This is a genomic window from Rhodococcus sp. NPDC058505 (assembly GCF_042720095.1).
GTDB lineage: Bacteria > Actinomycetota > Actinomycetes > Mycobacteriales > Mycobacteriaceae > Rhodococcus_G.
Map to the genome: position 1 here is coordinate 106753 of NZ_JBHXNB010000011.1, position 24059 is coordinate 130811.

The 24059-nt window shown below is 71.2% G+C and carries 26 protein-coding genes and 1 riboswitch; of the genes, 12 read left to right on the forward strand and 14 right to left on the reverse strand.

Annotated features, from left to right (window positions below):
* Positions 1 to 88 precede the first annotated feature (88 nt).
* Both ACFWPA_RS11175 and ACFWPA_RS11180 read right to left on the reverse strand, forming a co-directional pair.
* On the reverse strand, positions 89 to 469 hold the full coding sequence (locus tag ACFWPA_RS11175; RefSeq protein WP_378570184.1) for a hypothetical protein: 381 nt from the start codon (positions 467 to 469) through the stop codon (positions 89 to 91).
* 413 nt (positions 470 to 882) lie between these two features.
* Positions 883 to 3159: a helicase-associated domain-containing protein gene (locus ACFWPA_RS11180; RefSeq protein ID WP_378570185.1), complete on the reverse strand. Its 2277-nt coding sequence runs from the start codon at positions 3157 to 3159 to the stop codon at positions 883 to 885.
* A 60-nt stretch (positions 3160 to 3219) separates the two neighbouring features.
* On the opposite strand from ACFWPA_RS11180, the gene ACFWPA_RS11185 reads away from it, so the two are divergent.
* Positions 3220 to 3411 carry a hypothetical protein gene (locus tag ACFWPA_RS11185; RefSeq protein ID WP_378509025.1) on the forward strand — a complete coding sequence of 64 codons (192 nt, stop codon included), beginning with the start codon at positions 3220 to 3222 and terminating at the stop codon, positions 3409 to 3411.
* 63 nt (positions 3412 to 3474) lie between these two features.
* Here the strand turns inward: ACFWPA_RS11185 and ACFWPA_RS11190 are convergent, their stop codons facing one another.
* The 4 genes from ACFWPA_RS11190 to ACFWPA_RS11205 form a co-directional block, all read right to left on the reverse strand.
* Positions 3475 to 4107: a transglycosylase family protein gene (locus ACFWPA_RS11190; RefSeq protein WP_378509024.1), complete on the reverse strand. Its 633-nt coding sequence runs from the start codon at positions 4105 to 4107 to the stop codon at positions 3475 to 3477.
* 4 nt (positions 4108 to 4111) lie between these two features.
* Positions 4112 to 4297, reverse strand: a riboswitch (cyclic di-AMP (ydaO/yuaA leader).
* 150 nt (positions 4298 to 4447) lie between these two features.
* The gene (locus ACFWPA_RS11195) at positions 4448 to 5860 is read right to left on the reverse strand and encodes a glycosyltransferase 87 family protein (protein ID WP_378570186.1); all 1413 of its coding nucleotides are present in this window, start codon (positions 5858 to 5860) and stop codon (positions 4448 to 4450) included.
* Complete coding sequence (locus ACFWPA_RS11200) at positions 5857 to 6264, reverse strand: YccF domain-containing protein (protein WP_378509022.1); 408 nt, start codon at positions 6262 to 6264, stop codon at positions 5857 to 5859. The genes ACFWPA_RS11195 and ACFWPA_RS11200 overlap by 4 nt, the downstream gene beginning before the upstream one ends.
* Positions 6264 to 6515 carry a hypothetical protein gene (locus ACFWPA_RS11205; RefSeq protein WP_378509021.1) on the reverse strand — a complete coding sequence of 84 codons (252 nt, stop codon included), beginning with the start codon at positions 6513 to 6515 and terminating at the stop codon, positions 6264 to 6266. The genes ACFWPA_RS11200 and ACFWPA_RS11205 overlap by 1 nt, the downstream gene beginning before the upstream one ends.
* 132 nt (positions 6516 to 6647) lie before the next feature.
* Between ACFWPA_RS11205 and ACFWPA_RS11210 the strand changes: the two genes are divergently transcribed.
* Positions 6648 to 7061 carry a cold-shock protein gene (locus ACFWPA_RS11210; RefSeq protein WP_378509020.1) on the forward strand — a complete coding sequence of 138 codons (414 nt, stop codon included), beginning with the start codon at positions 6648 to 6650 and terminating at the stop codon, positions 7059 to 7061.
* A gap of 73 nt (positions 7062 to 7134) precedes the next feature.
* On the opposite strand, the gene ACFWPA_RS11215 is transcribed toward ACFWPA_RS11210, so the two are convergent.
* From ACFWPA_RS11215 to ACFWPA_RS11225, 3 genes are read right to left on the reverse strand one after another with little or no spacing between them, the layout of a single operon-like run.
* Positions 7135 to 7635, reverse strand: coding sequence for a DUF2771 family protein (locus ACFWPA_RS11215; protein WP_378509019.1), 501 nt, complete (start codon positions 7633 to 7635; stop codon positions 7135 to 7137).
* Positions 7636 to 7683: 48 nt separating this feature from the next.
* Positions 7684 to 9342, reverse strand: a complete 1659-nt coding sequence (locus tag ACFWPA_RS11220) for an MFS transporter (protein WP_378509018.1) — start codon at positions 9340 to 9342, stop codon at positions 7684 to 7686.
* A 60-nt stretch (positions 9343 to 9402) separates the two neighbouring features.
* Positions 9403 to 10212, reverse strand: coding sequence for a glutaminyl-peptide cyclotransferase (locus ACFWPA_RS11225; RefSeq protein ID WP_378570187.1), 810 nt, complete (start codon positions 10210 to 10212; stop codon positions 9403 to 9405).
* Between the two features lie 41 nt (positions 10213 to 10253).
* Between ACFWPA_RS11225 and ACFWPA_RS11230 the strand changes: the two genes are divergently transcribed.
* The 3 genes from ACFWPA_RS11230 to ACFWPA_RS11240 are packed head-to-tail and all read left to right on the forward strand — an operon-like array spanning position 10254 to position 14426.
* Positions 10254 to 11132 (forward strand): DUF3027 domain-containing protein, encoded by an 879-nt coding sequence (locus tag ACFWPA_RS11230; protein ID WP_378509016.1) that lies wholly within the window; start codon positions 10254 to 10256, stop codon positions 11130 to 11132.
* Complete coding sequence (locus ACFWPA_RS11235; RefSeq protein WP_378509015.1) at positions 11129 to 13885, forward strand: sacsin N-terminal ATP-binding-like domain-containing protein; 2757 nt, start codon at positions 11129 to 11131, stop codon at positions 13883 to 13885. Before ACFWPA_RS11230 ends, ACFWPA_RS11235 begins: the two co-directional genes overlap by 4 nt.
* Positions 13875 to 14426, forward strand: a complete 552-nt coding sequence (locus ACFWPA_RS11240) for a phosphatase PAP2 family protein (protein WP_378509014.1) — start codon at positions 13875 to 13877, stop codon at positions 14424 to 14426. The genes ACFWPA_RS11235 and ACFWPA_RS11240 overlap by 11 nt, the downstream gene beginning before the upstream one ends.
* Here the strand turns inward: ACFWPA_RS11240 and ACFWPA_RS11245 are convergent.
* Positions 14419 to 14667, reverse strand: a complete 249-nt coding sequence (locus ACFWPA_RS11245; protein WP_378509013.1) for a DUF2530 domain-containing protein — start codon at positions 14665 to 14667, stop codon at positions 14419 to 14421. The genes ACFWPA_RS11240 and ACFWPA_RS11245 overlap by 8 nt on opposite strands.
* Before the next feature lie 102 nt (positions 14668 to 14769).
* Between ACFWPA_RS11245 and ACFWPA_RS11250 the strand changes: the two genes are divergently transcribed.
* The 4 genes from ACFWPA_RS11250 to ACFWPA_RS11265 all read left to right on the forward strand — a co-directional run bounded on the left by ACFWPA_RS11250 (position 14770) and on the right by ACFWPA_RS11265 (position 17806).
* Positions 14770 to 16224, forward strand: a complete 1455-nt coding sequence (locus tag ACFWPA_RS11250; RefSeq protein WP_378570188.1) for an NCS2 family permease — start codon at positions 14770 to 14772, stop codon at positions 16222 to 16224.
* Positions 16225 to 16257: 33 nt separating this feature from the next.
* Positions 16258 to 16689: a MarR family winged helix-turn-helix transcriptional regulator gene (locus ACFWPA_RS11255; RefSeq protein WP_378509011.1), complete on the forward strand. Its 432-nt coding sequence runs from the start codon at positions 16258 to 16260 to the stop codon at positions 16687 to 16689.
* Between the two features lie 68 nt (positions 16690 to 16757).
* Positions 16758 to 17561 (forward strand): TrmH family RNA methyltransferase, encoded by an 804-nt coding sequence (locus tag ACFWPA_RS11260; RefSeq protein WP_378570189.1) that lies wholly within the window; start codon positions 16758 to 16760, stop codon positions 17559 to 17561.
* A complete protein-coding gene (locus tag ACFWPA_RS11265) occupies positions 17558 to 17806 on the forward strand; it encodes a DUF2537 domain-containing protein (protein WP_378570190.1) in 249 nt (82 codons plus the stop codon). The genes ACFWPA_RS11260 and ACFWPA_RS11265 overlap by 4 nt, the downstream gene beginning before the upstream one ends.
* A gap of 19 nt (positions 17807 to 17825) precedes the next feature.
* On the opposite strand, the gene ACFWPA_RS11270 is transcribed toward ACFWPA_RS11265, so the two are convergent.
* The 3 genes from ACFWPA_RS11270 to sepH form a co-directional block, all read right to left on the reverse strand.
* Positions 17826 to 18536 carry a DUF6928 family protein gene (locus ACFWPA_RS11270; protein ID WP_378570191.1) on the reverse strand — a complete coding sequence of 237 codons (711 nt, stop codon included), beginning with the start codon at positions 18534 to 18536 and terminating at the stop codon, positions 17826 to 17828.
* Positions 18537 to 18562: 26 nt separating this feature from the next.
* Positions 18563 to 19669: an alpha/beta hydrolase gene (locus tag ACFWPA_RS11275; RefSeq protein ID WP_378570199.1), complete on the reverse strand. Its 1107-nt coding sequence runs from the start codon at positions 19667 to 19669 to the stop codon at positions 18563 to 18565.
* Positions 19670 to 19778: 109 nt separating this feature from the next.
* Positions 19779 to 20600, reverse strand: coding sequence for a septation protein SepH (sepH, locus tag ACFWPA_RS11280; RefSeq protein WP_378570192.1), 822 nt, complete (start codon positions 20598 to 20600; stop codon positions 19779 to 19781).
* 276 nt (positions 20601 to 20876) lie between these two features.
* Here sepH and ACFWPA_RS11285 point away from each other — a divergent pair, with 276 nt between their 5' ends.
* From ACFWPA_RS11285 to ACFWPA_RS11295, 3 genes are read left to right on the forward strand one after another with little or no spacing between them, the layout of a single operon-like run.
* A complete protein-coding gene (locus ACFWPA_RS11285; protein ID WP_378509006.1) occupies positions 20877 to 21776 on the forward strand; it encodes a hypothetical protein in 900 nt (299 codons plus the stop codon).
* The gene (locus ACFWPA_RS11290; protein ID WP_378570193.1) at positions 21773 to 22267 is read left to right on the forward strand and encodes a nucleoside deaminase; all 495 of its coding nucleotides are present in this window, start codon (positions 21773 to 21775) and stop codon (positions 22265 to 22267) included. Before ACFWPA_RS11285 ends, ACFWPA_RS11290 begins: the two co-directional genes overlap by 4 nt.
* Positions 22268 to 22301: 34 nt before the next feature.
* Positions 22302 to 22691 carry a RidA family protein gene (locus ACFWPA_RS11295; protein WP_378570194.1) on the forward strand — a complete coding sequence of 130 codons (390 nt, stop codon included), beginning with the start codon at positions 22302 to 22304 and terminating at the stop codon, positions 22689 to 22691.
* A 220-nt stretch (positions 22692 to 22911) separates the two neighbouring features.
* Here the strand turns inward: ACFWPA_RS11295 and ACFWPA_RS11300 are convergent, their stop codons facing one another.
* Positions 22912 to 23883 carry a hypothetical protein gene (locus ACFWPA_RS11300; protein ID WP_378509093.1) on the reverse strand — a complete coding sequence of 324 codons (972 nt, stop codon included), beginning with the start codon at positions 23881 to 23883 and terminating at the stop codon, positions 22912 to 22914.
* Between the last annotated feature and the right edge of the window lie 176 nt (positions 23884 to 24059).

A 24059-nucleotide genomic window follows, 5' to 3' on the forward strand; every position in this document is an offset into this window, starting at 1 on the left:
GCCACGGAGGACACGAGATCGCGCATGAACGGGGATCATTCCTCGGCCCACCGAATTCGCGATGTTTTCGGCGAAGGGTCGAGAATATTCACCGCCCGACCGTGAAATCCTGGCGAATTTCCCGCACCCGAATCAGGGCCTCGGAAATTCCGGCCCGGTATCCGGCCTCGCGTTCGGTGTGCCCCGACGTGGCGCCGAGTTCGTTATCGAGGCGGTCCCTGATGCGATCAAGTGCCCGAAGTGTCTTCGTTCCGACGGTGCCCCCGGTTTGGGTCGGGTCGGGGACGGTCGCGAGGAGCGAGTCCCTGATGCACTCGTCGAGGACGAAGATTCGCGCCGACACCAGCGCGGCACGGTGGCCGCTGGAGTGGGGATTTGGCTGTGTCTCGTCGTCGGTGCGCGGGGACAGTTGGTGTACGAGGGTGTCGAGGATTCGGGTCGCCGCCGGCGCGGCCGCGTCGTGCTGCACGGTGCTCGTCCGTCAGTGTCGCTTACGTTTCCGGATGAATTCGCCGGAGTCTGCCGCTCGGTCCCGCTTTTCGGCGCGCCGTTCCTTCAAGGATTGGGTGGGTTTTCTTAGGCTCTTGCCCGGTTTCTTGTCGGCCATTGTCGCTCCTGAATTTCGAAGTGGCAATCACTGGGCCCGACCATACGTCATTCCTCGGGAAAAGCCAGTCGTGCAGGCAGGCGGCTTTCTCGTTCTCGTGCGGCGTCCCGGTGCTGGTCCGGTCGCCTGGGTCCGGCCGCCTGGGTCCGGCCGCCGAGTGGCCCGGCGGTCGGGCGGCGTGAGTGAACGGATCATTCAGTCGATGTGATCGACTGAACGCTTCCGTTCAGTCGGCGGGTGCGCGGGTGGGCGGGTGGGCGGGGGCGCGGGGTGGGTTAGTCGACGAGTGACACCGACGTCACCCGGTGCAGGGTGAACCGTCGGATCGCGCCGTCGGCGGGGTCGAACGCGTCGAGCTGGCCGCCGCCGACGCTGACTGGGTCGACGATCCGTTCAGTCGCGATGCCCTGTGCGTCGACGTAGCCGATCCGGACGCTGCGCCCGACCTTTACCGCGAGCTGCAGCAGCGCCACCGTCGCGGCACTGCTCGCCCGGCTGCCGTCGGCGCGGACCGCGTCTCCGCGCGGGGTCGACGCGGCGCGCTGTCCGGCCCGCAACTGCCGGACCAGCAGGTCGAGTTGCTCGTCGCTGGGCGGGGCGGGCATCCGGCGCACCGGCCGGGCCCGCCGCTTCGGCACCCGCGCGCCCGCACTCCGCAGATCCACGATGGCGCCCGACGAGTCCTCGCCCGCCGGGGCGAACCCCGCCGCCCGCAGCCGGTCGAGCACCTCGCCCAGCGGAGCCTGCGACACCGCAACAGTCGGGGCGAGGGCCCGCAACGCCAGCGTCTCGGCGACCGTGGAGGACAGCACCTCCGCCAGCGTCGCCGGGTCGTCGCAGCGGACGAACGCCTGCGCGATGCCGACCCGCAGCCTGCCGTGCCTGCGGGCGACATCGTCGATCAGGTACGTCAACGCCTGCGGGACCGGCGTCCGCGAATGCGTGGCGAACAGGGCGTGCAGCTCGGCGGCGGTGCGCCCGGCGTCGAGGGCGCGTCGCACCCCGGCCTCCCCGACCCGGTAGACGGTGGCGGCGCCAGCGGATTCGACGTCGGCGACCAGTGTGATCTCGGCGAGGAGGCCGGGCACCAGCGGCCCGGGCGCGATCACCGTCAGGTCCGCCTGCACCAGCACGTGGTCGATCGGGGTCGGCAGCGCCGCGACCATCTCGGCGAGCACCGACTCCGGTGGGCCGTCGTGCAGCAGGCTGCGCCCCGGCGACGACAGCGCATCCCTGCCGATCAAGCCGACGGCGGCCGCCTCGGTGAGGGTCCGGTCGATCGCGGCGGCGCCGAGCCTGGCCGACCACCGCGGCCGACGCCAGGCCACCACGTCGGCGACCTGGGCGGCGCTCGCCCCGACCCCGGTACCGAGTTCGGCGACGATGTCGAGCAGGAATCGGCGTTCGCGGGGCGCCGCCGACGCGCGCGCCTCGTCGGACAGCGCCGCGATCGGCTTGTCATTCGGGTCCCGCAACCCCACCAGCCACGGCAGGCGCTGCAGGTTCAGCCACACCTGCGCGAGCAGTTGCCACCGATGCGCCGCGGCCGCGTCGAGCCAGCCGTCCGCGGCCGCGGTCGGCGCCCAGTAGTCCTCGCCGGTGTCGGCGGCGGGCGGCGGGTCGGGGAGACCGCTGGAGATCAGGCCCGCCCCGGCCTGCAACTCAAGCAGCAGCGCGAGCCGCGACTCGTCGACGCCGACGATCTTGGCCAGCCTGCGGATCTCCCGGACGCCGAGTCCGCCGGCCCGGAGGCTGGGCGCGGGGTGGTCGCCGAGCGCAACGAGGAGGCCCTCGCAGTGCCGGAGCAGTTCCAGCGCCTCGCCCGCGGCCGCGGCGTTTACCTCGGCGATCCGGTGTTTGCTGCCGCGGATCGTCGGCGGGGTCAGCGTGGTCGGGTCGGTGATCGTCTCGCCGCGCAACGCCTGCCCCACCTGGACGGGCAGTTCGACGGTCTGCTCGTCCCGCCAGGACAGTAGGCCCGCCGCGAGCAGCCGCTGCACGGGCCGATCCGGTGGGGTGCCCGGCGCGGCGTCACGGGTCCGGCCGACCGGGGAACTGTGCGCGAGGGTGTCCAGCAGTCGTCGCTCGTCCGCGGTCAGCGCGTCGAGCGCGGCGGTGATCTGGTCGGGTGTCAGGGCCGTCGTTGCCGGGTCCAGCCGCCACGAGAGGGCCTCGACGGCCGCCGGGGTCACCCGCAACACCGTCGTCCCCCACACCAGGGCCCGCTGCCGCAGCGCGGCAAGGGCACGGTCAACGGCCCGGGCGGGTGCCCGCCCGGCCACCGCGTCCGCGAGCTGGTCCCGCCGCACCCCGGCCGCCGTCGCGCCGTCGCGGCCGAGCAACCCGAGCAGGGTGAGTTCGAGCACGTCGAGGTCGTCGGCGACGCGAAGCACCGAGACGCGCTGCTCCGCCCGGGACGCCAGCACCGTCAGGGTCGACGGGGGCGGGACGGCCAGGTCGGGGCGCAGCCGCAGCAGGTCTGCCAGCTCGGCGTCGGTGCGGGTGGCGAGCCAGGACGCGAGGCTGTCGGGGGCGGCGTCGGTGTCGGTCATCGCATCCAACATTAGTGACCTGGGCTGTACGGGATACGAGGTCGATGTCAAAATGGCCTCGTGGCTAACAATGCGAGCAAGCGATACGTCGACAACGGCTGGCCGGAGCACGTCAAGGAGGGCGACCACGCGGTCACCGAGCTCTCGTCGACGCGGTCCGGTGGGCTCTCCCCGTTCGGTGAGGAGACCGAGTTCCCGCGGCCGGTGTCCGAGCTGCCCTACGTCCATCCCGTCACCGTCATCAACCGCTGACGCCAAGGCGAGCAGCAGAAAGGCCCCGCACCGGTTTGGTGCGGGGCCTTTCTCGTGCACTGGCTAGCGCTGTGCGACCAGCGGCGCGTAGGTCTTGAGGAAGTCGATGACCTGCGGGTTGAGCTTCGCCTGCTCGTACAGGGACTCGACCTGCGGGTCGACGGCGATGCCCCGGGCCTTCACGGCCTGCAGGGTGCTGTCGAGCCGGTCGAACACATCGGCGGTGCCGTCGGTGGTGGGGATGCTGGTGACGTCGGGGGCCTCCGCGGCGGGCGCCGGCGCGGGGGTCTCGGCCGCGGCGGCCGGAGCGCTGCGCTGCGTCGGCGCGCTGGCCAGCCCGAGGCTGGACGAGCAGGACGGCCAGGCGCCCCACCCCTGCGAGGCGAGGACCTTCTCGGCGACGGCGATCTGCTGCTCGCGGCTGGCCTGGTTGGCGGTGGCCGCGTACTCGCCGCCGCCGTGGGAGGTCCACGTGCTGGGGGAGAACTGCAGCCCGCCGTGGTAGCCGTTGCCGGTGTTGATCGACCAGTTGCCGCCTGCCTCGCACTGCGCGAGACGGTCCCAGTCGGAGTCGGGGGCAGCGCTTGCGGGGGCCGCGAAGGCCGCGCCGGCAGCGCCGAAGACTGCGGTGGTGACGACGACCTTGGCTGCCGTCTTGCGGGTGTTCGTGGGCTTGCGATGGCGTCCAGCACTCATGGGGTTTTCCTCTCCGCACGCGCCTGCGAGGTCAGCTGTCGGGTTCGGGCTGAGAGGTCGCCCGGCCGTGTTCGCTCCGTGACCGGCGCAAACAGCGGCTTCACCCCAAGGGAGGCCTGGTGCATGCCTCCCGGTGTCCACTGGGGACGTGGGTCCCCCGTCCTTGTCCCTGGGTTGATCTGTGGGAATCCGTTCCGCGGGACAAGGTTTGGCGCGGCGGTTCGGACTGGCCGGAACACCGACCGGTGACGACCGTACGTGGCCGATCGCGGTGAGTCATCTCCTACGGGAACGGCGTGTTTCCCGCGGTTTCGGCCGACCGCACCGGCGTCTGTGCAGGTCAGCTGGTTGCGGCTCGGTCGAGACCCGGCTGTGACCCAACCGTTATGTGAGGCAGATCACATGGCTCCGCTGGTGTTTTCGGACCCGCCGCGGGGCCGGTCCGCGCCAACGCGACCAGGGTGGTCGCAGCGATCACCACGAACAGCAACGGGTACACCGCGGCGAAGATCGGTGCCAGCGCCGCGGGCGCAGGCACCATGAACAGCCCGATCCCGTACACGCCGTCCGGGAACCCGTGCGCCCAGATCAGTAGCGGAAGCGCGAGCGCGGCAGGCAGCAACCAGGCCACCGCGCGGCCGCTGCGCAACGCCCGATCCATCGCCAGGATCAGCAACGGCACGAACCACACCCAGTGGTGCCCCCACGAGAACGGCGAGACCGCGCACGACGTCAGGCCGCACAGCGTCACCGCGAGCAGCGCGTGCCCGCGCCGGTGCGCGAGGAGAGCCGCGGCAAGGCCGAGTCCGGCGAGGGCGACCGCGACACCGAGCCACAGCAGCCGCGGCGGCTCGGCAAGATGCAGCCACCGCGCCAGCACCCCCGAGGCGGATTGATTCGCAGGCCACGCCGTCTCGCCGATCCGCGTCGAATGCCAGATCACCCCGGTCCAGTAGGCCCGCGAATCGGAGAAGATCACCACACACCCGACCGCGACCGTCGCCGCGAAGCCCGCCACCGCGGTCGCCGCGGCCCGCCACTGCCGGGTGAGTAGCAGATGCACAACGAACAGCGCGGGCGTGAGCTTGATCCCGGCCGCGATGCCCACCCCGATGCCGCGCAGCCTGCTGCCCTCGGGCCTGCCGAGATCCCACACGATCAGCAGCATCAGCAGCAGGTTCACCTGACCCAGCCAGATCGTCGTCCGCACCGGCTCGATGACGCTCAGGACCACGGTCAGCAATCCGGTGGCGACGTACAGGGTGCGGTTGGCGCGGTACCCGAGCTGCCGCCAGCACAGCAGCACCACCAGGTACAGGGCCACGAAGTTCACCAGGTAGCCGAGCAGCGTCGTCATCTCCGGCGAGAACAGGCGCAGCGGCGCGAAGATCACCGCGGAGAACGGCGGGTACGTCCACCACATGCCGCCGTGCAGCGCGTGGTCGTAGAGACCGGCATCGGTCAGGACGGTGGCGCCGCCACTGCGATAGACGAGCAGGTCGAGACCGTTGCGGAAGAACCCCCACAGCGGCTGCCCCAGCGGAATCACCCGGTCGTGCGCGACGACGGTGGCGGCGGCAAGGACGGCGAGGACACCGAGAAACCATGGGCGCGCGGGGAGCGTCCGCCCGGCGCCGGTGCTCGAGGTCCGCTCCGCGTCCGCACTGGAGGGTCGCCCCGCGTCCGTGCTGGAGGCCCGCTCCGTCCCCGTGCTGGAGCTCCGCTCCGCGTCCGTGCGGGGCGGCACACTCATGCCGGATATCCCGCCTGATAGGTGCGGGTCGTCCCGACGTCGACGATGTCCTTGCCCAGCGGCATCAGCGAGATCGGCACCATCTTCAGGTTCGCGATGGCGAGCGGGATTCCGATGATCGTGATCGCCATCGCCACCGCGGTCACCACGTGCCCGATCGCCAGCCAGATCCCGCACAGCACCAGCCAGATCACGTTCCCGATCAGCGACCCCACACCCGACGTCGGCTTGTCGACGACCGTCTTGCCGAACGGCCACAGCGCGTACAGGCCGATCCGGAACGACGCGATGCCGAACGGGATGGTGACGATCAGGATGCAGCAGATCACGCCGGCGAGGAAGTAGCCGAGCGCGAGCCACAGCCCGCCGAACACCAGCCAGATGATGTTGAGGACGATCCGCATCAGTGCTCCCCGCCTCGGGTGCGGCGACCCGCGAGCAGGGCCGCGCCGATCCCGCAGAGGAATCCGATCGGGCAGAGCAGGGCCAGCAGATACAGCGCGAGCCCGGGGGTGTGTCCGGTCGCCGCGATGACGAAGATCGCGACCACCGCGATCAGGCCTGCGAAGAACAGGACCATCGCGGTGCGGAACAACAGCCCGCCGCCGGACGGCGTGCTTGCTGGGGAATCGGTGCCGGGGGTTCGTGGTGCCACGCCTCCACGGTATCGCCAGCAAACCCGGGTGCCCGGCAGGGGCACGCGGAGGTAGACTGCGGGCATCGCGTCCCACGCTCGTGGGGCGCGTTCGTTTATGTGGTCGTTTTACGTGGATGAGCAGGTGACGCGGTGCCTACCGGCAAGGTGAAGTGGTACGACGCTGAAAAGGGCTTCGGCTTCCTCTCCCAGGATGAGGGGGAGGACGTCTACGTCCGGTCGTCGGCGCTGCCCGACGGGGTCGAGGCCCTCAAGGCGGGCCAGCGGGTGGAGTTCGGCATGGCCGCCGGTCGGCGTGGCCCCCAGGCGCTGAGCCTGAAGGTGCTCGACCCGGCGCCGAACCTGCGTCAGTCCGGGGCGGGTCGCCGCGACGACGCCGCGCGCAAGCACACCCCCGACGAGTTGCACGGCATGGTCGAGGACATGATCACCCTGCTCGAGGCGAAGGTGCAGCCGGACCTGCGCAAGGGTCGGTACCCGGACCGCAAGACCGCCCAGCGGATTTCCGAGGTGGTCCGGGCCGTCGCCCGCGAACTCGACAGCTGAGTCGCACACCCCCCGTGGTGAGACGCGAGGAGCCCCCGGTCGTGACCGGGGGCTCCTCGCGTTGGTGCACCGCTCACTCGGCGGAGGGCGCGGCCTCCGGCAGATCCGGCAACGTCTGCAGCGCCCACACCGGCGCGAAGTCCCGGGACGACGGCTGCTGGATGATCACGCCGAGCAGCTGCTCGTTCTCTTGGGTCGGCACCGTCACCGAGTAGTTCTCGTCCGGGGTGTAGTCCCGGTAGCCCTCGAACACCTCGCCGGTGCGCGGGTCGCCGAACTGGACGTTGAGCCGCCACTCGCCGGCCGCGATGTCCCTCGGCAGGGACAGCTGCAGGGGGGAGCCCGCGGGCACCGGCAGGTACGCGACCGTGAGGTCGGCGCAGCGCATGGTCGAGTCGCAGACACCCGCCTCGACGTCGACGGTCTTGCCGTGCGCATAGGCGGTGATCGTGGGCAGGGTCTCCGGGGCGTCGCGGACGAGCAACGCGGTGACGGTGGCGAGACCGCCCGCGGCAACCAGCGCCACCACGACCACCGCCGCGAGGATCTTCTTCGTCCGGGCTTGCAAGCTCATAGTTTCCATTCTCGGTCGTCGGGCCCGCCCGGGGTGGCGGGATCGTGGTCAGGTGGTGCGGGCGCCGGGGCCGACGGGGGCCTCCTGGTGCGCGTGCTCGGGGCGCTTGCCGCCGAGTCCCGGCAGCAGCGTCCGGCCACGGTACGTGAGGACGGTCTGGGCCAGGCCGAGGGCCAGCACCACCGACACGACGGTGAAGCCGATCCAGTACTGGGTGGGCAGCAGGACCCCCAGTGCGCCGCCGAGGACCCAGCTCAGCTGCAGCACCGTTTCGGAACGACCGAATCCGGACGCGATGGACTCCTCGGGCAGGTCCTGTTGCAGCGAGGCGTCGAGCGACACCTTCGCCAGCGCGCTCGCCCCGGACGCGACGAGGGTGGCGAGTGCCGCGGTGAGCAGGCTATCGGTGACCGCGGCGACGACCGCGACCGCGGTCACCGCCGCCGTGCAGCGCAGCACGACGACGGCGGGCCTGCCCAGCTTCAGTCGGGCCCCGGTCGCGTTGCCCGCGAAGTTGCCGATGCCCGCCGCCGCGCCGACCAGGCCGAGCATCGCCGCCTGCATCCACGGCTCGTGTTCGGTGCGCGACTTCGCGACAAACGCGATGTACAGCGTCAGGAATCCGGTGAGCACACGGATGGTGCCGTTTCCCCACAGCCCGGTGATGGTCGCGCGGCCGAGCGGCTGCCGGCGCTTCTCGGGCGCGATCGCCTCCCGCTGCTCGCGGGTGATCACCTCGGTGACGGCGTCGTCGCCGTGGTAGGTGAGGGTCGCGGGCACCTCGCCCTCGGTGACCTCCACCCAGGCGGGGATGCGCATGCTCAGGTACGCGCCGAGGACGGTGAGCGCGGCGGTGAACCAGAGCACCCCGGTGGAGTGGAATGCGAATGCGATCGCGCCCGCTGCGCCGCCAGCGACGATGGTGCCGCCGATCAGTCCGAACACCGTCAACCGCGAATTGGTGCGGACCAGGTCGATGTCCGGGGGAAGCACGCGCGGGGTCACGGCACTCTTGAGCACCGAGAACGACTTGCTCAGCACCATCATCCCCAGCGCGCACGGGTACAGCGCCCAGCTGTCGAAGTTGAACACCAGCAGCACCGCAAGGACGGTCCGCAGCGCGAACGACGCGGCGAGCGCGATCCGCCGACCGCGCTGCAGCCGGTCGAGTGCCGGTCCGATCAACGGGGCGATGACCGCGAACGGGGCGATCGTGATCAGCAGATACAGTGCCACCTTCGTCTTGTCCTCGCCGGTGGCCGCGGAGAAGAACAGGGTGTTGGCGAGGGCGACGGCGAGCGCGGCGTCGGTCGCGAAGTTCGCCATCACCGCATACGTCAGGTGGGTCAGCCCCGACTTGTCGGCGCCGTCGGCGGTCGCGGCCCTGCGGAACGTCGCGATGCCGCGGTTGGTCAGTTCCCTGCTGCGCATCGCCGCGACCCGCGTGACCGTCAGTTTGCGTGGAATCGGTGGCGGCTTCGGGCCGCCCTGCCTCGGCGCCCGGACCTGCTCGGTCCGCTGGTCGTCGACCTCGTCGTCGGGGTGCGCTCCGAGGGGGGTCGTCGGGTGCAGGGGCGGCAGCGGCGCCCGGCGACCGGACGGTCGACCCGGCGGGTAGTTCGGGTAGCCGGGATGTCCCGACCCGCGCCCGGCGTCGGGCGCTGCCCGACGGCCCTCGGGTTCGGATGGGTGGTGCGGTCCGGTCACGGGTCCAATTCTGTCCCAGGAGTCGGACACAGGACCATAAGCCCCGGTGTGGCGGCGTGGTCAGGAGACGAAGCGCACATCGAAGATCGTCGGATACAGCTTCCCGGTGATCAGGAATCGGTCGGTGCCGGGGATCGCGGCGATGCCGTTGAGGACGTCGGCCTCGGCGGCCTCCGCCTCCGTCAGCAGGCCCGATGCGTCGATCACCGCGACCACCGCACCGCTCGCCGGGTCGATCCGCACGATGTCGGTGGTCTGCCACACGTTCGCATAAACCATCCCGTCGGCGGTGCACTCGAGTTCGTTGAGCCGGTCGACCCGGCGGTCGTCGAGGGTGACATCGACGGTGCCGCGCACGGCGAAGGTCGCCGGGTCACGGAAGGTGAGGGTCGAGCTGCCGTCGCTCATCACCAACCGGTCCGGCTGCGCGCACAGGCCCCAGCCCTCGCCGTCGTACGCGACCCTGGCACGTTCCCGGAGGGTGGTCCGGTCGCGGGCGAACGCGACCTGGTCCCGCCACGTCAGCTGCCACACGGTGTCACCGACCACGGTGATCCCCTCACCGAACATGGTGGCGGGCAGGTCGGCCCGCGCCAACTCGGCACCGGTGTCGAGGTCGCGGGCGGTGACATACGACCGGCCGACCAGCCCGGTCCCCTCGAGCAGCGCCCCATCCGCGATCTCGAGACCCTGGGTGAATGCGGTGGGATCGTGGGGTCGGCGGTCGAGGACGTCGACGCGCAGGGTCGGCACCGACCCGGACGAGCCGAGACCCGAGGAGCCGGGGTCGTCGGAGGACCCCGCCGCGCAGCTGCCGAGGGTAAGGACGGTCGCCGCGACGGCGAGGCCGAGCAGTCGGAACCGGGTCACGATGCAAGCATCGCAGCCCGAGCGGGTGCACGCCGCACGCAATGCGGCAAAATGAAGATGTGAGTCTGTCATCTGCCCCCGAGCTTGCCCCCGTGCGTCCCCTTCTTGCCGAGGCCGTGGAGTTCGCGCGCAGGGCGTTGACCGACCTCGGCGAGGTGCAGGTCGGCGCGCACCTCGGCGTGACCGCCGAGGACGAGAACACCGCGACGCACCGCTTCGAGGCGACGCTGCCCGGCTACCACGGCTGGCAGTGGGCGGTGGTGCTGTCCGCGCTGCCCGATTCGGATCGGGTGACCGTCAACGAGTCCGCGCTGCTGCCCGGCCCGGACGCCCTCGTCGCGCCGGACTGGCTGCCGTGGGATCAGCGGGTGCGTGCCGGCGACCTGTCGCCGGGCGACCTGCTCGCCCCCCGCGCCCAGGATCCGCGGCTCGCGCCGGGATACGTGGCGACCGGTGACCCGGTCGTCGACGACGTGGCCCGCGAGGTCGGGCTCGGCCGCCAGCAGGTCCTCAGCCGTGAGGGTCGTCTCGACGCCGCGCAACGCTGGCGCGACGGCGACTTCGGACCCGACTCGGAGATGGCGAAGGCCGCCCCCTCCACGTGCGGGCTGTGCGGGTTCTACCTGCCGCTCGCCGGCTCGCTGCGGGCGGCGTTCGGGGTGTGCGGCAACGAACTGTCCGCCGACGGGCACGTGGTGCACGCCGAGTACGGCTGCGGCGCCCACTCCGACACAGAACTGCCTACCGGTGCGGGCACCCCGCGTTACGACGCCTACGACGACGGCGCGCTTGAGGTCGTGACGCTGCCGCAGCCGACCGCGGCGGCGGTCGAGACGGTCGCGGGCGAGCCCGCGACCGCGACGGAGCCGACCACGAACGAGCGGCCCGACGCCGAGACGGACGCGGCGCCGACCGAGTGACCGACCCCTTCGGCACCGAGGCGCTCCGCGCGGCGACCCTGCTCGCCTGGACCTCGTCGCCGACGCGGCTGCGGGAGGACGCGGTCACCGAGGCAGACTTCGTCCGCGGCGGCTACCGCGACCGGATCCTCACCGAACTCGCGCAGAACGCGGCCGACGCCGCGGCGGCCGCCCGCGTTCCCGGGCGGCTCGACGTCCGGCTCGACGGCCGGATGCTGCACATCGCGAACGTCGGCTCCCCCCTGGATGCGGCCGGTGTGCAGGCACTGGCCGCGCTGCGGGTCTCCGGCAAACGTGAAGGGGTCGGCAGGTTCGGGGTCGGGTTCACGGCGGTCCTCGCCGTCGCGGACGAGGCCGAGCTGCGGTCGGTGACCGGGTCGGTGGTGTTCTCCGCCCGCCGCACCCGCGCCGAGATCACCCGGGCCGGGCTGCCCGAACCCGACGCCGGGGTGCCGGTGCTGCGGCTGGCGTGGGCCAGCGACGCGGCCCCCGCGCCGGGCTTCGACACCGAGGTCGTGCTGAGGTTGCTGCCCGACGTCGACGGCGCAGCGCTGCTGGCCGCGATGACCGCCGAGGCGGTCGACCTGCTGCTGGAACTTCCTGCGTTGCAGTCGATCCGGATCGGCGACCGGGAGTTCACGCGCACCGAACGGGATCTCGGTGATGGGGTCGGTGAGGTCGTCGTCGGGGACCGGACCTGGTGGCAGTACGCGGGACCGACGGCACGATTCCTGGTGCCGGTCGCCGGGGGGGTGGTGCGGCCGCTGGCCAGCGACGTCCTGCGGGCCCCGACCCGCTCCGACGAGGAGCTCTCGCTGCCGGCGATGGTGATCGCGGACGCCGAGCTGCAGCCGGACCGCCGTCGCATCCTGCCCGGCGCCGCGATCGCACACCTCGCCGACGGATACGCAGAGTTCGTTGCGTCCCTGCCTGTTTCGCAGCGGATCGCGCTTCTTCCCACCCCCGGCTTTGCGCGTGGCGAGGTGGACGAGCAGTTGCGGGAGGCGGTGCTGCGGCGCCTCGCCGACCATCCCTGGCTGCCCGGCGCCGCAGGCGGAATCCTGCGCCCCGGCGACGCAGCCGTGCTGCCCGGGCTCGACGACGATCTCGGCGACCTGCTCGCCGACGTGGTCCCGGGACTGCTCACCGCCGAGATGTCCGGCGTCGCGGCGGCTCGCGCGCTCGGCGCGGTCGGGGTGCACCGGCTCGGGTTGGCGCGGCTCGCCGAACTCCTCGCCGGACTGGACCGGGATCCCGGCTGGTGGGCCCGGCTGTACGACGCGCTCCTCCCGCTCGTCGTCGACCCCCTCGCGGCCGAGGAGTTGGCCGCGATCCCGGTGCCGCTCACCGACGGCCGGACCGTGACCGGCCCGCGCACCACCCTCCTCGGCCACGACCTCGGCGCGGCCGGACGCGGGGTGGACTGGATCCGACTGGTCCATCCGGACGCGGCGCATCCGCTGCTGACCCGGCTCGGCGCCACCACGGTCGGGGTGCTCGACGTGCTCGGCGACCCGGCACTGCGGGAACGGATCGAGTACGACGACGACGGCTGGCTCGACGACCGTGACGGTGCCGCAACGGAACTCGTGGACGTCGTGCTGCCGCTGGTGGCGGCCGCGGCCGGGCAGGGGCCGCTGCCCGGCTGGCTTGGTGCGCTGCCATTGCCCGACGAGGCGGGCGACCTGCGTCCCGCCGACGAACTGCTGCTCCCCGGTGCGCCGCTGGCCGCCGTGCTCGACGAGGACTCACCGTTCACCACCGTTGCCGCCCGGGTCGTCGACGCCCACGGCTCCGACGCGCTGCTGGCGCTCGGCGTCGGATGGGGCTTCACGGTGGTGCGTGAGGAACTGCCGACCGGCCCCGACCACCACCTGGACCGCGAATCCGAGTGGTGGGCAACGTTGCCCGATGACCCGGAGGTACTGCTCGCGGTCCGGGACCTCGACCTCGTCGCCCCCGGTGCGTGGCGGCAGGCGCTGACCCTGCTCGCCGCCGGGCCCGAGACCGCCGCCCTGCTCGCCGACCGGGGCGGCTACACCGCGTGGTGGTTGCGACGGCACGCCGGCGTGGACGGTGTCCCGTTGGGGTCGCTGCGTTCCCCCGACGACCCGACCTTCGAGGGCCTGCTCGACCCGCTGGACCATCCCGACGCCGCGGCACTGGCGGGCGCGTTGGCCGCGGACCGCGTCGACGACCAGGCCCTCGCCGACCTGCTGATCGAGCGGCTCGCCGACCCGGACCGGGTCGCAACCCCCGCGGTGACGGTGCGCACCCACCGGCTGCTGGCGGAGGCAACCGCGGCGGGCCTGCTCGACCTGGACGCGTTGCCGCCCCCCACCCGGGTCCGCGCCGTCGACGGCGCCGTCGCGGACCCCGCCGACGCGATGGTGCTGGACCGGCCGTGGCTGGCGGCCGCCGTCCCGGCCGGGCGGCTGGTGGTCGGCGACCTGGCGTCCGCCGGGGCGCTCGCGGACCTGCTGGACCTGCCGCCCGCGTCGGAGGCGGTGCGCGGGGAGGTGCTCGGGACCGGGCGCACCGTCGACCCGGCGCGCGAGGCGGGCGCGGTGCTCGCCGCGGTCACGTCCGGTCGGTCGCTGCCTGCCGGGGTCCTGGTGCTGCACGAGACGCTGACGGTGCGACTGTCCGGGGCGGTCGAGGCCGACGTCGAGGTGCCGTGGTGGGTGGACGGGGCGGGTCGCACCCACGCCGACGCCCGCAGGCTCGGGCCGGGGCCGACCGGTGGTTGGTGACCCGATCGACGGGGCGGTCCTCGACCAGGTCCTGCACTGGCGGACGCCCTGGCTGACCGAGGTCGTCACCGTGATCACCCACCTCGGCGACACGGTCGTCGCGGCCGCGATCACCGCCGCTGTCATGCTCGCGCTGCTGGCCCGCGGACGCGGCGTCGATGCCGTGCTCGTCGCGGGCGCGATGGTCAGCGGATTCCTGCTGATGAGCGCGTCGAAGCTGGTGGTCGGCCGGGCGCGACCGCCGTTCCCGGACCGTCTGGTCGACGAGCTGACCCATTCGTTCCCGTCCGGGCACGCGATGATGTCGGCGATCCTGGTGTGCGTGCTCGGCGCGGTGCTGGTCCGCACCAGAGGCGCACTCGGACCGCTCCCGGCGACGCTGCTCGTGCTGTGGACCGCCGGGATCGGGCTGTCCCGGGTATACCTTGCCGCGCACTGGCTCACCGACGTGCTGGCGGGCTGGCTGCTCGGGGTGGCATGGGCGGCGCTGTGGATCTGGGCCACTGCCCGGTATGCCGCGCGACGAGCCGTGGTTAGCTGAGCCCGCGTTGCGCGGTCCGGCTGCCGCGCCGCGCCGCGCGCCGCTGGGCAAGGAACAGTGCCGACCCGAGCGCCCCGAACGCGAGTCCGGCCAGGCAGATCGGCAGCAGCGGCTCCCACCGGTCGCCGACCAGCAGCACCAGAATCGTCGCCGTCATCCAGGCCGCGGTGCCCAGTGCGAGCACCGGGCGGGGGTCGATCAACCGGGCGGGAAGCAGGGGATCGTTGCGGGGCGTGCTCACCGACACAACGGTACCGGCCACCGGGCCCGATCGCGCCGAATGCCCTAGTCTCTCCGAAGGCGCGAACGGTGCGTCGCACCCTGGGCAACTGAGGACGGGACGATGGCGGGCACCCCGCGGATACTCGACAACTACTTCAAGATCACCGAGCGTGGATCGACGCTGAGCAAGGAGATGCGCGGCGGTCTCGTCACATTCGTGGCGATGTCGTACATCGTGGTGCTGAACCCGCTCATCCTCGGCAGCTTCTCGCCGGACGACGCGTCCGCCAAGACCGATGTGCTCGGCAACATCCTGCCGGTGAGTCAGGTCGCGGCGGTGACCGCGCTCGTCGCGGGCGTGATGAGCATCGCCTTCGGCATCATCGCGAACTATCCGTTCGGCATCGCGGCGGGCCTCGGCATCAACGCGCTGCTCGCGGTGACCATCGCGCCGCAGGTGACCTGGCCGGAGGCGATGGGCCTGGTCGTGATCGACGGCCTCATCATCGTGGCACTGGCGGTGTCGGGCTTCCGAACCGCGGTGTTCAACGCGGTGCCCGATGCGCTGAAGTCGGCGATCGTCGCAGGCATCGGCATGTTCATCGCGTTCATCGGTTTCGTCGATGCCGGCTTCGTCCGGCGCATCCCGGACGTGGCAGGCACCACCGTGCCCGTCGGGCTCGGCATCGGGGGATCCATCGCGTCGTGGCCGACGGTCATCTTCGTGTTCGGCGTGCTGCTGATGGGAGTCCTGGTGGCGCGGAAGGTGCGCGGTGGCCTGCTCATCGGCATCGTCGTCACCACCGTGCTCGCCGCGATCCTGGAGGCCGTCTTCGACGTCGGTCCGTCCAAGGGCGTCGACCCCAAGGGCTGGAATTTGAGCGTGCCCGGACTTCCGGACGTGCTCACCCAGATGCCGGACCTGAGCCTCGTCGGTGACGTCAACCTGTTCGGGGCGTTCACCCGGATCGGTGTGTTGGCGGCCAGTTTGCTGGTGTTCACGCTGGTGCTCGCCAACTTCTTCGACGCGATGGGCACAATGACCGGCCTCGGCAAGGAGGCCGGGCTCACCGACGAGCACGGCAACCTGCCGGGGATCGGGAAGGCCTTCGTCGTCGAGGGCGCGGGCGCGATCGTCGGCGGCGGTGCCTCCGCCTCCTCCAACACCGTCTTCGTCGAGTCCGCCTCGGGTATCGCCGAAGGGGCGCGCACCGGCCTGGCGAACGTCGTGACCGGGGTGCTGTTTCTCGCCGCGATGTTCCTGACCCCGCTGTACGAGATCGTGCCGATCGAGGCGGCCGCGCCCGCGCTGGTCGTGGTCGGCGCGCTGATGATCGGGCAGGTCCGGGACATCGACTTCACCCGGTTCGACATCGCGCTGCCCGCGTTTCTCACGATCGTCGTCATGCCGTTCACCTACTCGATCGCAAACGGGATCGGTGTCGGGTTCATCGCCTGGGTGGTGATCGGAGCGGCGAGCGGCAAGGCGAAGCAGATTCATCCGCTGCTGTGGGTTGTCGCCGCCCTGTTTGTCGCGTATTTTGCTGTCGGCCCCATAACCGACGCGATTACCTGAAATAGTTGCGGGCCAGTGCCGTATCCTCCGTGAGTGACCTTGGATACCCGCTCACTCGCCAGCGATCTCTCCCTGGCCGTCGTGCGTCTGTCGCGGCATCTGCGTGGCCGCCGGGCAGATTCCCCGGTGTCGCTGACGCAACTGTCCGCCCTGGCCAGCCTCGACGAGCACGGACCGATGACACCCGGCGGGCTCGCGTCGAAGGAGCGGGTGCAGCCGCCGTCGATGACCCGTGTCATCGCGTCGCTGGCGGAGGGGGGAATGGTCTCCCGCACCCCGCACCCCACCGACGGCAGGCAGATCATCGTCTCCCTGACGGATGCGGGCCACGCGCTGCTCGCCGACGAGACCAGCGCGCGGGAGAAGTGGATGACCGATCAGCTGGCCGGACTCGATCCGGAGCAGCTGGCCGTGCTGCGGCGCTCGATCGACATCATCGGCGGATTCGTCACCAACTCCGATTAGGGCAGGTGCAGCGGGCCCGGTCGCGGCGCGGCGGAGGCGCCCTTTCTGCCCTGCGGCAAGATGGTCGGGTGGCTGACGTAATCGACATCGACGACCCGGCGGATCCGAGGCTGGACGACTTCCGTGATCTGAACTCCTCCGACCGTCGACCCGACCTCCCCGAGGGCAAGGGGCTGGTCATCGCCGAGGGGGTTCTCGTTGCGCAGCGGCTGTTGTCGTCCCGGTTCCAGCCAATCAGCCTGCTCGGTGTCGACCGCAGGCTCGGTGAGCTGTCCGCGGACCTCGCCGGCGTCGACGTGCCGTTCTACCGCACGTCGGCGGAGGTGATGGCTGCGGTGGTGGGGTTCCACCTCAACCGTGGTGTGCTGGCCGCTGCGCATCGCCCGCCGCCGCTCGACCTCGATGGGGTGCTCGCTGGGGCGCGGACCGTCGCGGTCCTCGAGGGGGTCAACGATCACGAGAACATCGGCTCGATGTTCCGCAACGCGGCCGGCCTCGGGGTGGACGCCGTGCTGTTCGGCGACCGATGCGCCGACCCCCTGTACCGCCGGGCCGTTCGGGTGTCGATGGGGCACGTGCTGCGGGTGCCGTTCGCTCGGGTTCCGGAGTGGCCGCACGGATTGCAGCACTTGCGGGACAATGGTTTTCAGCTCATCTCGCTGACCCCGAATCCGGCCGCGGACACGCTGGCCGAGGCGATGACGGGGGAGAAGGTGGCGCTGCTGCTCGGGGCGGAGGGGCCGGGGCTGTCCGAATACACGATGCGCAAGACCGATGTCCGGGCCCGCATCCCGATGGCGCCCGGCACCGATTCGCTCAACGTGGCGACCGCGGCGGCGATGGCGTTCTACGAGCGGGTCCGGCTCGGATGAGCGGTCCGGCGCTGGTCGTCGCCGGGTTCTCCGCGGTTCTGGTCACGGTGGCGGTGATTGCCTGTGGCGCAGCGATGATCGCGGTGCACCCGCTGCTCGCGCTCGTGGTGAACGTGGTCGTGGTGGCGGGGGTCGCGCCGACCGTCTGGCAGTGGCGCGCGGTCCCGGTGTGGCGGTGGGTGGTGTACGGCGCCGCGGCGGGGGTGGTGCTGGGGTGGGTCGCCCTGCTGCTGGGGGCACGCTGATGCCTGGTCCGCCGAACGGTCAGCCTGCGCGCCTGCGCCACCATCCGCGCAGGCCCCGGTGCTCGGGCTCCGCGGGCGGGGCGACCGGTTCCGTGCCTGCCGCGTAGAGGGTGAATCCGCAGAGCGCCACGTCGGCGACACCGGTCGCGTTGGCCGCGGCGGGCGTCGAATGGCGGAAGCCGAGCCAGTGCAGGTTCGCCGCGTCGGCGAACTCGCCGGGATCGAAGGGGAGTGTCTGCGGATCGGGCAGCACGTCGATCGGGCGCTCGGCGGGGTGCTCGCCGCCCCAGAACTCGCGTTCCCACACCAGGGGCAGGCCGATGTTCTCGTGGATGAACGCCGATGTCGCACTGAACGACCTGCGCAGCTCGCCGCGTTCCCAGCACGCGAACGCACCCCACGGGGTCGTGTCCTCGGCGCAGACCAGGTAGGTGTGTTCGGATTCGAGTCGGCTGGTCCAGGATTCGTCGATCAGCGACGGCCGGTTCACGGCCAGGGTCGGCTCGCACACCACGGTCACCCCCGGGTAGCTGCCGATGAACACCTGCCGCCCGGCTGGCGCGGCCGAATCGGCCAGCGTTCCGGATTGCAGTGGTACCGCAACGGTTTCGGGGTACAGGCGGGATGCGAGCGCCCGGGCCGCGTCGGCGTCGGGGGCGGGGCGGTCGCGGAGCACCGCGGCGGGGTCGGGGATGTCGACGTACCAGATCGTTGATGCTCTCGGCCCCACCGGTGCACCCCGCTTCCGTCGGCTTTCTACGAGGGTACGACGCTCGCGGTCGATTCCGGGTCGGCGCACCGTGCGTCGGCCGGGTCGTGCGAAACCGAACCGAGGAACTCGTCGATAATCGGCCAGGTGGTGTCCCGCGCTCCGGGACCGGCCACGAGACCGAGATGGCTGCCCGCGACCGCCTCGAAGCGGACATAGGGCGATCCGGTCAGCAGATCGGTGATCGGTTCGACCGCAGCGGCGGGTGCGATCACATCGGTGGTTCCGCCGACCCCGAGCACCGGAACCCGCACGTCCGCGAGTCGAACCGCGTGGGTGCCGTAGTTGAATTCTCCTGCTGCCAAATGGTTTCCAAGAATCAGCTGGGAGCACATCTGGTCGAAGACCCGGGCCGGGTAACCGGGCATCTCCGCCATGAACCGGTCAATGGCCTCCATTCGGGCGAGCGACTCGGTGTTGCGCAGGTTCCGGGCGATGAACCACGGCTTGAACAGTTCCCGGTGCGGTGCGGTGACCCGGTACGAGGCCTGGACGATCGGGGCGGGCAGCCCGCCGAGTCGTCGGGTGACCGCGGTCAGCGGGCGCTCGGTCGTGACCCTGCCGATCATCCGCAGCGGGCTGATGACCGGGATGCGGGTGTAGTCGAGGGGGGTGCCGATCGCGGTGACGGAGCGGATCGGGAGGTCCGGTTGGCCCGCGGCGGTGAGCAGCGAGATGGTTCCGCCGAGGCTCCACCCGATCAGGTCGACGGCGGCGCCGTCGTGGCGTTCGCTGATGTGCCGCACCGCGTCCGGGACGATGTCCTCGGCCCACGACTCGAACCCCAGGTCGCCGTCGGCCGAGGTCATGGTGCCGTAGTCGAGGAGGTGGGTGGCGTGCCCCCGCTCGACGAGGTGTGCGGCCAGGCTCTGGCTCGGGCGCAGGTCGTAGCAGGAGGCGGGGACCGCCAGCGGCGGAACCAGCAGCACCGGGCGGGCGTCCCGGGCCGGGGGAGGTCCGAACCGGTAGAGGTCCCGGTGAGGTCCGCCGCGCAGCAGCTCGGACGGGGTGGGGTCGGCGGGGGCGACGCCACCCCCGACCGTGAGCGCCCAGGCGTTGCGGGCGGCGACGGCGACGTCGTCCCGGCTTGGCAGGGCGTCGGTCAGTTTGGTCAAGTCGAGCGTCAGCACGTGGTCCCCCTGGCCGTCCTTCGATATGTGTTACCAAAGGTTACTGTAAGCCGGGGGCGGCGGGGGCGGCGGGCTACCCGCGCCCGCTGCTGCGGACCCCGAGCAGGACGTCGTCCCACGACGGGAGATGCGGCTTGCCGCGCTTGTCCTTGCCGCCCTGTTGCTGGGGTGCCTGCTTCGGCTCGGTCTCCGTCGCGAGGTCCGGAATGGGTTCCGGCTCCGGCTCGGCGGGGGGCTCGACGACCTCCTCGACCTCGACCTCGGCGTCGAGGGCCGGGGAGAGGGCAAGCGGGGCGAGGCTCCGCAGCGGCCGACCGAAGTCGGGATCGATCAGGTCCGTTGCTGCGGAATCGAGGGCGGCAATGGTGCCGCCGTGCGAGTCGGGCTGGAACCGCCAGTGCGCGGCGTTGCGGGTGCGCCCGGCCTGCCACTGCAGCTGGGCAACCCAGTGCCCCTCCTCGTCGCGCCAGGCGTCCCAATCCGCGTCGTCGAGATCGTGCCCGCGGGCGCGGAAGGCCATCGACACGATCTCGGCGAGGGTCTGCACGGTCGGACCGTTCTCGCGGACCGGGTGGCCACCCTGGGCGAGTTCGGCGGCGCGGGCACGTTCGAGCAGGACCGGGTGAGCGAATCGCTCGATCCGCTTGGCCGACACTCCGGCCTCCTCGGCGACCTGCTCGATCGTGGCGCCGCCGCGGATGCGGGCCTGGATCTCGCGGGGCCGCATTTGGCTTTCCGCCTCGATCTCGATCTGGCCGAACCGAGCGATGTCGCCGCGGGACGCGGCGCGTAGCTTGTCGTCGGCGGGAATCCGGAACCGTTCGCCGGTGTCGGGATCCGCACACACCACGTGCGATCCGCCGGGCTCGAGTCCGATCACGGAGAGCTCGCGCACATTGACCTCCTCATCGCGTCGATTTCGCGATATTGCCCGGGCTGACTGTAATCCACCCGTGATTCCGGCGGGGAACGACACGCCTGCCCGGTGCCGTCGATCCACCTGCCTCAGGTTATAGTCTCTAGTTCACCTTGAGGGTTTACGCATCTGTGTCCCGAGCCGCCGGGATCCGGCCACCGGATCCGTCGCATTAGGCCGATTCCCGCCCTCGCGCGGCGATATGCTGCGGTTCGATGCTCCGCGCACCCAGTGGCCGATGGCGAGGGAAGAGCGATGGTGGGAAACGTCGAACGGGTGTCCGCCTCGGACGGATCCGGACCCCAAGCGAACCGATTCGACCGCGGGGACGCCACGGCGGGACCGCCATCCACTCCGGCCCGCCGGGCTTTCGAGGCGTTCGCGTCCCTGCTCGACGGTCCGCTGACCGGGCTGGCGCCGTGGATCGTGCTTGCGGTCTTCCAGGGTCCCGGGCGTCTCGAGGTCGCCGCCGGTGTCGCGCTGGCGATGTCCGTTGCGTTCCTGATCGTCGACCGCGTCCGTGGTCGGTCGGTGAAGCTGCTCGGCGTCATCGACGTGCTCTTCTTCGCGGCGCTCGTCGTCGCGCACTTCGTGGTCGACGAGGCAGGCGAGGAGTGGATGGAGACGTGGATCGGGGAGATCGCGAACATCACGCTGTTCCTGATCGCCGTTGGGTCGATGATCGCCCGAATGCCGTTCACGCTCCAATACGCCCGCGAGGAGGTCGAGGAGGAGTACTGGGACAGTCCAGCGTTCATCAGGGTGAACTACGTGATCACCGGCGCGTGGGCGCTCGCGTTCCTCGTCGCCACCGGCGCCGGCTTCTACGGCGACGCGGTCCTGCACGACGCCGACAACATCTGGACCGGCTGGGTGATCCAAACCGCGGCCATCCTGTGCGCACTGCAGTTCACCCAGTGGTACCCGGACGTCGCCACCGCCCGCGCCGCGGCAGCGGCGGGGCAGCCCTCCGCGCGGGCGCCGGGACTGACCGACCTGATCGCTCCGCTCGCGACCTGGTTGATCCCGATCGGTATCGTCACCCTCGCGATGGACGGTGGGCCGACCTGGCTTGGCATCGCCTTCATTGTCGCGGGAATCGGCGCGAATGCGTTGGTGCGCAAGAACGGAACCACGGAGGGAGCGACCGCGTGACCGGACCGGATAGCACCGACATCCGTCACCTGCGCAGGGCGATCGCGCTGGCGGTCGAGACCGGCGACGCGGGGAACCGACCATTCGGGGCCGTGATCGTCGACGCCGCAGGGGCCGTGGTCAGCGAGGGCGCGAACTCGGTGGCGACGTCGGGCGACGTGACCGGGCACGCCGAACTCGACGCGATCACCACCGCCTGCGCGGAGGGCAACACGGAGCGGATGGCCGGCGCGGTCGTGTATGCGTCCGGTGAGCCGTGCCCGATGTGCGCGGCCGCGATGGTGTGGGCCGGAGTGCGCCGGGTCGTGTTCGGTGCGGCAGCAACGCAGTTCGGTGCGATTCTCGCGGACGAGGGGCCCCGCTTCGCGCTCGGCTGTGCCGACGTCGTCGGCTCCGCTGGCGTCGGGATCGAGGTGAGCGGTCCGCACCTCGACGACGAGGCACTCGAGCCGTTCCGCCGCTTCGTCGCCGAGCAGCACACCCGCCGCTGACGTCGCCGTCGGGCGGCCTGACACAATCCACGGAATGTCGAATCGAAACAACATCTCGTCCGGCTCCGATTGGGAAGCGAAGATCGGGTACTCGCGGGCCGTCCGCATCGGCGCGCAGGTGTCCGTGTCCGGCACCACCGCGTCGGGGCCCGACGGGCCGGTCGGCGGCGACAGTCTCGCCGAGCAGACCCGCGAGGCGCTGCGCCGCATCGTCGCCGCCCTCGCCGAGGCGGGCGCGCGCCCCCAGGACGTCATCCGCACCCGCATGTTCCTCACGGACATGAGCCGCTGGGAGGAGGCGGGACTCGCGCACGGCGAGGTGTTCGGCGAGATCCGCCCCGCCACCACCATCCTCGAGGTCAGCAAGCTGATCGACGCCGACCTGCTGATCGAAATCGAGGCCGACGCGATCGTCGCGGACTAGCCACCCGCCGCCGCCCCGCCCCGCCCCCCCGCCGCTGACCGCCCCGAACCCGCCCCGCCGCTGACCGCCCCGCCGCTGACCGAATGTGGGATTCGGTCACTTGGTGTGACCCAATCCCACATTCGGTCAGCGGTCGGGAGCGGAGTGCCACCGGTCGGGAGCGGAGTGCCACCGGTCGGGAGCGGAGCCGGGAGGGAACAGCACGGGGGCGACGGCCCGTTCAGGCGGTGGGAGCCTTCTTCGGCCGGAGGCGGACATTCGGCCGGGGTCTCGACCGGGCCAAGTCATAGTTTTCCCGTAGCTGCTGAAGAACCAGGGCCGGCTTCTCGCTGATTGCTCGGGGCAGGTGGGTGAGCACGATGATCCCGTGGCTCTGCATTCGGGCCCGCCGCTCGAGGGTGCGTTCATGATCGAAGGTCGTGTAGTGATGCTTGATCGAGTCGATCTCCCACACCATCGCCACGTCGTCGATCCACCCATCGGGGGAGGCGATGAATTCGCCGGACGCGGTCTCGACCGCCCGGTTGTGCTTCATGGTGGGGAGTCCGCTCCGGGCGTAGAGCTGCTGCGCATCGATTTCGGCGACGGAGTGTGCGTCGGCTCCCAGTTCCCGGAGCACTGACCGGGGCAGCGCCGTGCCGCGGCAGGATCCTTCGGCGAGTTCGATCGCCAATTCGTCGACCGTCGTGCCCCCGGTCTGGATAGCGTCCGCGAGCAGCGCGCGACAGTCGTTCGTCACGCGAGTACGCCGCGCTGCGTCGAGGACGGCCCTCGTGATCGGCGCGCACCGAAGCGTCCCGCGGATCACGGGTTCCGGCATGCGCCACGTCCGTTCGACACGGACGAAGGCATTCGACTGCCGATAGTGGTCGGCGGGGATCAACAGCAGGACGTCGCTCATCGATGCCGACCGCTGGTATCCGTGCGCTGCGAGCGCCGCGTGGGCGGTCAGCATGCTGTCGCGCCCGCCATACATCAGCGCCGCGGTGTTGCGCTGAAGTCTTGTGGGAGAACTGTTGTGCAGAAGGATGATCCCCGGAAGCAGGCGCTGCCAACGCCCACCCGGCCTGCAGCGGCCGGTGATGGTGCCCGGCGACACGCCAAGTGCGCGCAGGTGCGAGGTGCGGATGACTCCGTTCCTGCTGTGTGAGGTCAGGAATTCGACGTCGGTGGCCCACTCTCCGCGCTTCATGCAGACATCGTCGGTGGCGGTCACGTCCCCGAGGCCGGTCCGACCCGCGATATTCGGAGATCTGTGGACGGTTGCGCGCCCTGTGGATAACCCGTCGCGACGGCCCTGGCGACCCGCTCCTCCCTGACCGAATGTGGGATTCGGTCACATCAAGTGACCGAATCCCACATTCGGTC

Coding starts and splice junctions, on each gene's coding strand:
- ACFWPA_RS11285 (WP_378509006.1), top strand. CDS start 20,877: ATGGTGGGAAACGTCGAACGGGTGTCCGCCTCGGACGGATCCGGACCC.
- ACFWPA_RS11300 (WP_378509093.1), bottom strand. CDS start 23,883: ATGAAGCGCGGAGAGTGGGCCACCGACGTCGAATTCCTGACCTCACAC.
- ACFWPA_RS11195 (WP_378570186.1), bottom strand. CDS start 5,860: ATGAGTGTGCCGCCCCGCACGGACGCGGAGCGGAGCTCCAGCACGGGG.
- ACFWPA_RS11250 (WP_378570188.1), top strand. CDS start 14,770: ATGGCGGGCACCCCGCGGATACTCGACAACTACTTCAAGATCACCGAG.
- ACFWPA_RS11190 (WP_378509024.1), bottom strand. CDS start 4,107: ATGAGTGCTGGACGCCATCGCAAGCCCACGAACACCCGCAAGACGGCA.
- ACFWPA_RS11200 (WP_378509022.1), bottom strand. CDS start 6,264: ATGCGGATCGTCCTCAACATCATCTGGCTGGTGTTCGGCGGGCTGTGG.
- ACFWPA_RS11215 (WP_378509019.1), bottom strand. CDS start 7,635: ATGAGCTTGCAAGCCCGGACGAAGAAGATCCTCGCGGCGGTGGTCGTG.
- ACFWPA_RS11230 (WP_378509016.1), top strand. CDS start 10,254: ATGCGGCAAAATGAAGATGTGAGTCTGTCATCTGCCCCCGAGCTTGCC.
- ACFWPA_RS11265 (WP_378570190.1), top strand. CDS start 17,558: ATGAGCGGTCCGGCGCTGGTCGTCGCCGGGTTCTCCGCGGTTCTGGTC.
- ACFWPA_RS11295 (WP_378570194.1), top strand. CDS start 22,302: ATGTCGAATCGAAACAACATCTCGTCCGGCTCCGATTGGGAAGCGAAG.
- ACFWPA_RS11180 (WP_378570185.1), bottom strand. CDS start 3,159: ATGACCGACACCGACGCCGCCCCCGACAGCCTCGCGTCCTGGCTCGCC.